The organism is Chondromyces apiculatus DSM 436 (assembly GCF_000601485.1).
In the GTDB taxonomy this organism is placed as follows: Bacteria; Myxococcota_A; Polyangia; order Polyangiales; family Polyangiaceae; genus Chondromyces; species Chondromyces apiculatus.
In genome coordinates this window covers 1-8,238 of the sequence record NZ_ASRX01000142.1, presented here as the reverse complement: position 1 = coordinate 8,238, position 8,238 = coordinate 1, and the positions used below count along the sequence as shown (strand labels likewise).

At 71.0% G+C, this 8,238-nt stretch carries 6 protein-coding genes; 3 read left to right on the top strand and 3 right to left on the bottom strand.

All coding sequences use genetic code 11. The features are described 5' to 3' along the window. Positions 1-32: 32 nt before the first annotated feature. The 3 genes from CAP_RS42905 to glpK all read right to left on the bottom strand — a co-directional run bounded on the left by CAP_RS42905 (position 33) and on the right by glpK (position 3,265). On the bottom strand, positions 33-566 hold the full coding sequence (locus CAP_RS42905; RefSeq protein ID WP_044252478.1) for an OmpA family protein: 534 nt from the start codon (positions 564-566) through the stop codon (positions 33-35). 82 nt (positions 567-648) lie between these two features. Then, positions 649-1,539, bottom strand: a complete 891-nt coding sequence (locus CAP_RS42900; RefSeq protein ID WP_081865852.1) for a UPF0158 family protein — start codon at positions 1,537-1,539, stop codon at positions 649-651. A gap of 205 nt (positions 1,540-1,744) precedes the next feature. Further along, positions 1,745-3,265, bottom strand: coding sequence for a glycerol kinase GlpK (gene glpK / locus CAP_RS42895; protein WP_044252475.1), 1,521 nt, complete (start codon positions 3,263-3,265; stop codon positions 1,745-1,747). Between the two features lie 144 nt (positions 3,266-3,409). On the opposite strand from glpK, the gene CAP_RS42890 reads away from it, so the two are divergent. The 3 genes from CAP_RS42890 (at position 3,410) to CAP_RS42880 (ending at position 7,694) form a co-directional block, all read left to right on the top strand. Then, complete coding sequence (locus tag CAP_RS42890; protein ID WP_052376931.1) at positions 3,410-5,338, top strand: adenylate/guanylate cyclase domain-containing protein; 1,929 nt, start codon at positions 3,410-3,412, stop codon at positions 5,336-5,338. 61 nt (positions 5,339-5,399) lie between these two features. Next, complete coding sequence (locus CAP_RS42885; RefSeq protein ID WP_044252471.1) at positions 5,400-6,353, top strand: acetyl-CoA carboxylase carboxyltransferase subunit alpha; 954 nt, start codon at positions 5,400-5,402, stop codon at positions 6,351-6,353. 339 nt (positions 6,354-6,692) lie between these two features. After that, positions 6,693-7,694 carry a Gfo/Idh/MocA family protein gene (locus CAP_RS42880; protein ID WP_231512030.1) on the top strand — a complete coding sequence of 334 codons (1,002 nt, stop codon included), beginning with the start codon at positions 6,693-6,695 and terminating at the stop codon, positions 7,692-7,694. Positions 7,695-8,238 lie beyond the last annotated feature (544 nt).

Below are 8,238 nucleotides of genomic sequence, written 5' to 3'. Positions count from 1 at the left end.
TCCTCGATGGGCGCGAGCCCCTGCCGTGGGACTCAGAACCCGCTGCGCTTGACGCGGAACTCGACGCGGCGGTTCTGGGCCTTGCAGGCCTCGTCGGGCGTCATGCACACCGGCGAGGCGGCGCCGTAGCCCGGCGCGACCATCGGCGTCTTCACCCCCACGCTCACCAGGTAGCGCACCACCGCATTGGCGCGGCGCTCGGAGAGCTTGATGTTGTACTCCGTCGACCCCTGATTGTCGGTGTGCCCCTCCACCGTGAGCTGGGTGATCTCGGGGTGGGTCTTCACGATCTCGGCCACGTTGTTGAGCACCCCGTGGGACTCGGGGCTCACCACGTCCTTGTCCGTGTCGTAGAAGATGTTCTTGGCGATCCGGATCCGATCGCCCTCCAGCACCGCATCGCCCACCGCCACCTGCGCAGGCGCGGGCGCCGGAGCCGGCTGGAGCTGCGCTGGCTGCGGCTGCGGCTGCGCGAACGTCGCCGGCTCCACCTCGACCTTGGCCGAGCCGCAGCCCGCCGACCATGCCACGATCACCCCGAGAACGAGGGCCTTGCTCGACCGCATGCTGTCTCCTTCGAACCCACTCATGGAGTGCCTCACGAAACCTCCCGTCCGGTTCCGTGCGGCACTCTTACCACGACGCGCGTCAGCCCACGCCGCCCGCGGGCGCGCGCTCGATGCGCGTCTCGGCGCTGGCCGGCCCGTCCTTCAGCGACCCGAGCGACGTCTCGCCCGAAGGCCCTTCCGAGGAGGGCACCTCCTGCGACGCCGGGCCTCCCTCCTCGTCGTTGCCGTGCGGCTCGTAGGCCTGGTGCTGCACGAACGACCGCGCCGCCCGGCGCGCCTTCAGGAACTCCGCGAAGGCCGTCAGCGTGTCGAGATCCCGCGGCCCGAGGGCCTCCACGATCTCGCGCACGTGCTTACGCAGCGACTCCACGCTCCGACCGCGCCGCCCCTCGCGCCCCTCGCGCCCCTCGCGCCCCTCGCGCCCCTCGCGCCCCTCGCGCGTCTCCTGCGGCTCGCTCGGGGCGGGCGCGTCCCCGGGATGCCGCGGCGCGGGCGCCTCGGGCACCCACATCGGCCGCGCCACGGGGCTCAGCGCGTGGGCGTTCAACCATGCCTCCATGAAGATCCGGAGCCGCTCGCTCCGGAACGAGAACCACCGCTCCCGCTCCGGCCCGTACTGCATCAGCACGTCCTTGAACCGACGGAACGCGCCCTTTCCGTCGATGGCCTGGGTGAGCTTCCCTTGCAGCTCCGGGTCCTCCACCATCGGGATGTAGCGCTCCATCCACCGGTACTGCTCCCGCGAACTCACCGGGTCGATGCGCAGGTAGTTGAGGTCGGACGCGATCCGCGCGTGCATCTGCGGATCGGCCACGCCGTCCACCACGCGCAGCACGTCGCCCGTGCCGAGGTGCAGGTACGAGTGGACCTCGGGGGCGTTGTTCTCGAAGGCGTCCTCTAGGGCCTCCCAGTCGATGGGGATGTCGCGCATCGCGGCCCCGCCGGCTGAAGGGTTGTCGTTGTTCGGCATGTCTTCCTCGTCACTCGAAGCAACTGCGGCCTCCCGGTGGGCTGCCCGGGCGCCGAGTTTCAAGTGCACCAAGTTTGAACGGATTTGCGCCATCGTCATAGAACTTCCGGGGTGATCTTGGGTTCTCAGCCAGAACCCGCCCGGGACACGGCTGATTCCTCGGACCAGAAACTTCCCTCCCGCGGATCCCCGAGATCCTCGGGGCTCACCCGCGCGGGACGGAGGATCGCGAACGGCTCACCGCCTCGGCCCACCGCTGCCGGTGCGCCGCCCGCTCGGCTTCGTCCATCTCGACCCAGAAGGTCCGCTGCAATTTGGCCATCTGGGCTGCGTCCGACTTGTTCTGGAACATGCCCACACCCACCCCTGCCAGCATCGCCGCGCCCCGCGCCGTCGACTCCAGCTCGGTGGGCCGATCGATGGTGATGTTCGCCGCGTCGGCCTGGAACTGCATCAGCAGATCGTTCGCCGCCGCCCCCCCGTCCACCCGCATCCGGAGGAGCGGCTGACCCAGGTCCTCGGCCATCGCCCCGAGCAGGTCGGCCACCTCGTGCGCGATTCCCTCCAGCGTCGCCCGCGCCAGGTGCGCCTTCGTCGTCCCCCGCGTCATCCCGCAGATGAGCCCCCGCGCCTCCGGGTCCCAGTACGGCGCCCCGAGCCCCGACATCGCCGGCACGAACATCACCCCGTCACTCGACGGCACCTGCCGCGCCAGCGCCTCGATGTCGCTCGCGCGCTCGATCACCCCGAGCCCGTCGCGCAGCCACTGCACCGCCGCCCCCGCGATGAACGCGCTCCCCTCCAGCACGAACACCACCTCGTCCCCGATGCGCCACCCCACCGACGTGAGCAGCCCGAAGCGGCTGTGCAGCGGCTTCCCCCCCACGTTCACCAGCGCGAACGCCCCCGTCCCGTAGGTGCACTTCGCCTCTCCCACCCCGAAGCACGCCTGACCGAAGAGCGCTGCCTGCTGGTCGCCCGCGATCCCCGCGATGGGGATCCCGTCGGGCAGGTGCGGCACGTTGCGCGTCACCGCCACCCGCTCCGCCGACCCCACGATGCGCGGCAGCATCGCCCGCGGCACCCCCAGCATCCGCAGCATCCGCTCGTCCCAGTCGAGCGTCTCAAGACTCATCAGCAGCGTGCGCGAGGCATTCGTCACGTCCGTCGCGTGCACCGCCTCGCCCCCGGACTGCGCGTCGCCCGACAGCCGCCAGACGAGGAAGCTGTCGATGGTCCCGAACGCCAGATCCCCCGCCTCTGCCCGCGCCCGCGCCCCGCCCACGTGGTCGAGGATCCAGGCGAGCTTCGTCCCGCTGAAGTACGGGTCCAGCACCAGGCCCGTGGTCGCCTTCACCGTGGGCTCGTGGCCCGCGGCCCGCAGCGCGGCACACCGGTCCGCGGTCCGCCGGTCCTGCCACACGATGGCCCGGTGGATCGGCCTCCCCGAGCGCCGCTCCCACACCACCGTCGTCTCGCGCTGGTTGGTGATCCCGATCGCCCGGATCCGCTCCCCCCGCACCCCCGCGGTCGCCAGCGCTTCCCGCACCGCGTCTCCCACGCTCTCCCAGATCTCGTCGGGATCGTGCTCCACCAGGCCGGGCGCCGGAAAGTGCTGGCGGAACTCCCGGGTCGCCCGCCCCCGCGTCGCGCCGGACGCCTCCATGATGAGCGCGGTGGTCCCGGTCGTGCCCTGATCGATGGCGAGAAGGAGATCGGCATCCATGCACGCGGCGTAACCCGGCTTTCCATGGGCGCAAAGTCCCCGGAGCCTCCATGCGCGTGACCTCTCCGCAAATGCCCACACCGACCCACCCGGACTGGCGGACGATTGAACGGCTGCCCGGCCGCGGGTAATCTGCCCGCACCGATGGCCCGCCTCATCCTGCAGACCGCCGAAGGAACGCAGGCGATTGATCTGCGGCCCGTGAACTCACTGGGGCGCCATCCCAACAACTCCATCCAGCTCCTCGACAAGATCGTCTCGAAGGAGCACTGCATCATCGAGCTCCGGGGCGACCACTACGTCCTCCGGGACCTCGGCAGCCTGAATGGCACGTTCATCAACAACGAGCGCGTCCGCGGCGAGCAGGGTCTGAAGCACGGCGACGAGATCGCCCTCGGCTCGACCCGCGGCCGCTTCGACGACCCTCAGGCCGCTCAGGTGGCCCAGCCTCCCCCCTGGCCCCAGCCCGCCGCGCCCGGACCCGTCCCGGCCCAGGGCGTTGGCGCAGGCCAGCCGCAGCAGGGTTACCCGTATGCCTCGCAGGGCCAGGGCGCGGGTCGCCCTGCCGGAGCGCAGTCGCCTCCGGGCTACCCGCCGTCGCCGCCTCACGTGTCGGCGCCGGCGCCGCCGTCTCCCCAGCAACCCGGCCCGGGCGCGCCTGGCTACGGCCCCGGAGGCACGGGCCCCTTGCCGGGCTCGCCGACCAACACCCCGTCCCGCCTGCACCCCGGCCACATCTACGGCACGCGCATCGACGTGCAGGAGCAGGCCCGGCAGATCGGCACCCAGATCGCCGCCGTCGACAAGGGCTTCCTCGCCTTCGAGCGCCTCTCCGGCGATCAGGCCCAGCTCCGCGCCGACTACGAGCGCCTCCGCCTCTCCCACGAGCTGAGCCGCGAGATCGCCGCCGAGCGCGACACGACGCGCCTGCTCGAGAAGATCCTCGCCAGCATCTTCAAGTTCATCCGCGCCGACCGCGGCGTGATCTTCCTCCGCGACGAGGGCGGCGAGCTTTTGCCCCGCGCCATGCAGCGCCGCGACGGCACGACGACGCCGATCAGCGTCTCCTCCACCATCCTCGACCACGTCGTCGCCGAGCGCGCCGCGGTGCTCACCCACGACGCGGCCATGGACTTCGCCGCCTCCAAGGGCAAGAGCATGATCCTGAACCGGATCAGCTCCGCCATCGTGGTGCCCCTCGTCGCCCCGCTCCAGCACAACAACGAGGTGCTCGGCGTCCTCTGGCTCGACTCCGAGATGCTCGCCCAGTTCCAGCCCAAGGACCTGGAGCTGGTCACCTCCATCGCCTACCAGGCCTCGATGTTCATCGAGGTGAACATCCTCGGGAAGAAGATCGAGAACGAGATCGTCAGCCGCGAGCGCCTCCGCCGCCTGCTCTCGCCGAACGTCGCCGAGCAGGTGATCAACGGCCAGCTCGAGGTGAAGCAGGGCGGCCAGCGCGTCAACGAGTGCACCGTCTTCAACAGCGACATCCGCGGCTTCACGAACATGAGCGAGAACGCGAGCCCGGAGGAACTCGTCGAGATGCTGAACGAGTACTTCGAGGAGATGGTCGACACCATCTTCAAGTACGAGGGCACCCTCGACAAGTTCATGGGCGACGGGATCATGGCGCTCTGGGGCGCGCCCGTGCAGCACCCCGACGATGCGCTCCGGAGCATCCAGTGCGCGCTCGAGATGGGCGAGGTGCTCGGCAAGTTCAACCGTCGGCGCCTCGAACAGTCGCGCTCGGCGCTGGCGATCGGCATCGGCGTGCACACCGGCCCCCTCGTCGCCGGCTACATCGGCAGCTCCAAGGCGCTCAGCTACACCGTCATCGGCGACGTCGCCAACACCTCGGCCCGCCTCTGCTCCGTCGCCCTGCCGGGGCAGATCGTGATCAGCGAGAACACCTACGCCAAGCTCGGCGCCCGCTTCGAGACCCAGGAGCTTCCCCCCGCGAAGGTGAAGGGCAAGGAGCGGCCCCTGCGCGTCTTCAACGTCATCCGCGAGCGCCCTATGGCGCAGGTCCCCGGGAACGTCTACGTCTCGGAGCCCACGGCGGCGGGCTGACTGAAAGCCTCCCTGTTCGTCCCCACCCCCTTTCCCGCCCCTCTTTCCCGGTCTCGACCCTGTGGCAGCAGTCATCCTCCCATTTGAACGACCCGTCGCCGAGCTGATCGACAAGGTACGCAAGCTGCGGGCGCTCGCCGCGTCCGACCCGCGCTTCGAGCCCGAGCTGGCGCGCCTCGAAGAGAAGACCAACCGCCTCGCCCGCGAGCTGTTCGCCGACCTCTCGGCGATCCAGAAGGTGCAGCTCTCGCGGCACGCGAACCGCCCCTACACCCTCGACTACGTGAAGCGGCTCTTCACGGACTGGGTGGAGCTGAAGGGCGACCGGCGCTACGCGGAAGACGCGGCGGTGATCGGCGGCCTCGCCAAGTTCCACGGCCGCAGCGTGGTGGTCATCGGTCACCAGAAGGGCCGCGGGACGAAGGAGAACCTGAAGCGCAACTTCGGGATGCCGCACCCCGAGGGCTACCGGAAGGCGATTCGCCTTTACGAGATGGCCGACCGCTTCGGTCTCCCCATCCTCACCTTCATCGATACGCCGGGCGCCTACCCCGGCATCGGCGCCGAGGAGCGGGGTCAGAGCGAGGCCATCGGGGCGGCGCTCGGGGCGATGGCCCGCGCGAGTGTTCCCATCGTGGCCACCATCATCGGTGAGGGTGGGTCTGGCGGGGCGCTGGCGCTCGGCGTTGCGAACCGGGTGCTGGTGATGGAGTTCGCTTGCTACTCGGTGATCACGCCCGAGGGGTGCGCGGCCATCCTCTGGAAGGATGGGAGCCGCGCCGATGAGGCCGCGGCGCAGCTCAAGATCACGGCGCCGGATCTGCTCCAGCTCGGGGTCGTGGATGCGATCGTGGAAGAGCCGACGGGTGGCGCACACCAGGACCACGATGATGCGGCGGTGCGCCTCGACAGGGCGCTGTGGTCGACGCTGACGTCGCTCGATGAGCTGCGGGACGAGGAGCTGGTCGAGGACCGGTACCGGCGGTTCAGGGCGCTGGGCGCTTACCTCGCCTGATCCCGGGGGGCGCCAGCGGGGAGTGCGTGCGGGGCGAGCGGGCGTGGGGGCCCCTCCTAACTCGCATCCTTTGTCCGCATGGGATGCGGACAGAGGATGCTCAGACAGCGGCTTCCCCCACGCCCGCTCGCCCCGCACGCACTCCCCGCTGGCGCTGGCGGGGTCGGTGGGACGCGAGGTTCGGGGGGGCGTGGGGGTTGGGGTGAGGGACGTGAGGGTTAGGGTGAGGGGCGTCGGGGGTGGCGTGAGGGGGGCCGGCGGGGTTGGGTGAGGGTGCTGGTCGTCGGGGTGGGCAAGGGCTATAGGCGCGATGGTGGAGGTGCGGTCGATAAGCGCGGGATGCGTGGTGGTGCGGTGAGCGTGCGCGTCGGGCTGGTTGGCTGCGGGGTGTGGGGGGCGAACGTGCTGCGGGTGCTCGCGGATGATCCGCGCGCCGAGGTGGTCGCGGTGGCGGACCTCGCAGGGACGCGGCGTGAGGTGGCGCGAGGTATTGCGCCGCGGGCGCGGTGGGTACCCAGCCTGGACGAGGCGCTCGGGGTGGGGATCGACGCGGTGGTGATCGCCACGCCGCCGGAGAGTCATGCGGAGCTGACGCTGCGGGCGCTCGATGCCGGGGCTGATGTGCTCGTGGAGAAGCCACTCGCGCTTGCGCCTGCCGATGCCGAGCGCTGTGCAGCGCGCGCGGCGGCGCTCGGGCGTATCGCGATGGTGGGGCACTTGCTCCGCTACCACCCGGCGGTCACGCGGCTTCTCGATCTGTGTGAGAGCGGCGACCTCGGAGAGCCGCGCCGCTTCTCGGCGACCCGCCGCTCCTTTCGTGCTCCCGTCGGCGCGCTAGATCCGCGCGCCACGCTCTGGGCGCTCGGGCCGCACGACCTCGCCGTCCTCGGCGCCCTCGATCCGAGTCCTCTGCGCGACATCGCGGCCCACGCCGAGGCCCCCCCCGGAGAGAGCATCGCGCTCACCGCGCGCCTGGAGAGCGGCCTGCGCGCCAAGCTCACCCTCTGCCGCACGAGTCCCGTGAAGGAGCGCTGGACGCGCGTCACCGGCACCCGCCGCGTCGCCTGGTTCGACGAGGTCCGGAGCCCCGACCGCATCCTGCTCGCGACGACCCGCGGACGCTCCCTCGTCGTCGACGAACCCCTCGCCATCGAACGCGAGATCCGCCTCGACCCTGGCGAGCCCCTCGCCCTGGAGGTGGCGCACTTCCTCCGCTGCGTCGAGGAGCGCACCCCACCCCGGACCCCGCTCTCCGAGGGCACCGCCGTGGTCCGCGCCCTCGCCCGCGCCGAGGCCACCCTCACCCCTCACGCCGTGTGCGCCCTGGCGAGCCCGCTGTAAACGCTTCAGCGCAGAGGAACCCCGGCCATATCAGCGACCCGAGGTGAGCCCGGGCACCCGGTTGACTCGTGAACATGGGCACGTCGGTCGCCGACGGTGCCATGTCCAAAGCGGGAAATGGTGCGGGAGGTCGCCGTCCGCACTTGGTCCACGGTGGGAAACGGTGCGGGCGGCGCCCCCGCACCTTGTCTTGCCGTAGACCAGGTGCGGGCGGCGACCTCCCGCACGCCTTCCCACCGTGGACCAAGTGCGGGCGGTGCCGCTCCGGGAGGCTATCGTAAGTGAGCGCACGTCCCGCGAGGACACCTCCCGCACCTCTTCCCGCGGTGGAAGAGCGCTGTCGGCGCCTGCCGCACTCCTTCCCGCCGTGGACCAGGTGCGGGAGGCGCCCCCGCACGCCTTCCCGCCGTGGACCAGGTGCGGACGGCGACCTCCCGCACGCCTTCCCGCCGTGGACCAAGTGCGGACGGCGACCCCCCGCACGCCTTCCCGCCGTGGACCAAGTGCGGACGGCGTAACCGCTGCACGGACCCCACGTTGAGGC